The 1,552-nt window shown below is 50.4% G+C and carries 1 rRNA gene; it reads left to right on the top strand.

Annotated elements, in window-relative coordinates:
• Positions 1-1,476, top strand: a 16S ribosomal RNA gene (locus SBL16_RS12100); the annotation flags it as partial.
• Positions 1,477-1,552: the final 76 nt, after the last annotated feature.

The following is a 1,552-nucleotide window of genomic DNA, read 5'->3' as shown; positions in this document are numbered from 1 at the left end:
AAGGAGCTTGCTCCTTTGACGTTAGCGGCGGACGGGTGAGTAACACGTGGGTAACCTACCTATAAGACTGGGATAACTTCGGGAAACCGGAGCTAATACCGGATAATATTTCGAACCGCATGGTTCGATAGTGAAAGATGGTTTTGCTATCACTTATAGATGGACCCGCGCCGTATTAGCTAGTTGGTAAGGTAACGGCTTACCAAGGCGACGATACGTAGCCGACCTGAGAGGGTGATCGGCCACACTGGAACTGAGACACGGTCCAGACTCCTACGGGAGGCAGCAGTAGGGAATCTTCCGCAATGGGCGAAAGCCTGACGGAGCAACGCCGCGTGAGTGATGAAGGTCTTCGGATCGTAAAACTCTGTTATTAGGGAAGAACATACGTGTAAGTAACTGTGCACGTCTTGACGGTACCTAATCAGAAAGCCACGGCTAACTACGTGCCAGCAGCCGCGGTAATACGTAGGTGGCAAGCGTTATCCGGAATTATTGGGCGTAAAGCGCGCGTAGGCGGTTTTTTAAGTCTGATGTGAAAGCCCACGGCTCAACCGTGGAGGGTCATTGGAAACTGGAAAACTTGAGTGCAGAAGAGGAAAGTGGAATTCCATGTGTAGCGGTGAAATGCGCAGAGATATGGAGGAACACCAGTGGCGAAGGCGACTTTCTGGTCTGTAACTGACGCTGATGTGCGAAAGCGTGGGGATCAAACAGGATTAGATACCCTGGTAGTCCACGCCGTAAACGATGAGTGCTAAGTGTTAGGGGGTTTCCGCCCCTTAGTGCTGCAGCTAACGCATTAAGCACTCCGCCTGGGGAGTACGACCGCAAGGTTGAAACTCAAAGGAATTGACGGGGACCCGCACAAGCGGTGGAGCATGTGGTTTAATTCGAAGCAACGCGAAGAACCTTACCAAATCTTGACATCCTTTGACAACTCTAGAGATAGAGCCTTCCCCTTCGGGGGACAAAGTGACAGGTGGTGCATGGTTGTCGTCAGCTCGTGTCGTGAGATGTTGGGTTAAGTCCCGCAACGAGCGCAACCCTTAAGCTTAGTTGCCATCATTAAGTTGGGCACTCTAAGTTGACTGCCGGTGACAAACCGGAGGAAGGTGGGGATGACGTCAAATCATCATGCCCCTTATGATTTGGGCTACACACGTGCTACAATGGACAATACAAAGGGCAGCGAAACCGCGAGGTCAAGCAAATCCCATAAAGTTGTTCTCAGTTCGGATTGTAGTCTGCAACTCGACTACATGAAGCTGGAATCGCTAGTAATCGTAGATCAGCATGCTACGGTGAATACGTTCCCGGGTCTTGTACACACCGCCCGTCACACCACGAGAGTTTGTAACACCCGAAGCCGGTGGAGTAACCATTTGGAGCTAGCCGTCGAAGGTGGGACAAATGATTGGGGTGAAGTCGTAACAAGGTAGCCGTATCGGAAGGTGCGGCTGGATCACCTCCTTTCTAAGGATATATTCGGAACATCTCGTAGAGATGAGGAATAACGTGACATATTGTATTCAGTTTTGAATGTTTATTT

The sequence above is a fragment of the Staphylococcus sp. NWU MK-U1 genome, from assembly GCF_033283505.1.
GTDB classification, from domain to species: Bacteria; Bacillota; Bacilli; order Staphylococcales; family Staphylococcaceae; genus Staphylococcus; species Staphylococcus haemolyticus.
Note: the sequence above shows the minus strand (reverse complement) of the source record. Positions and strands in the feature narration are given on the sequence as shown.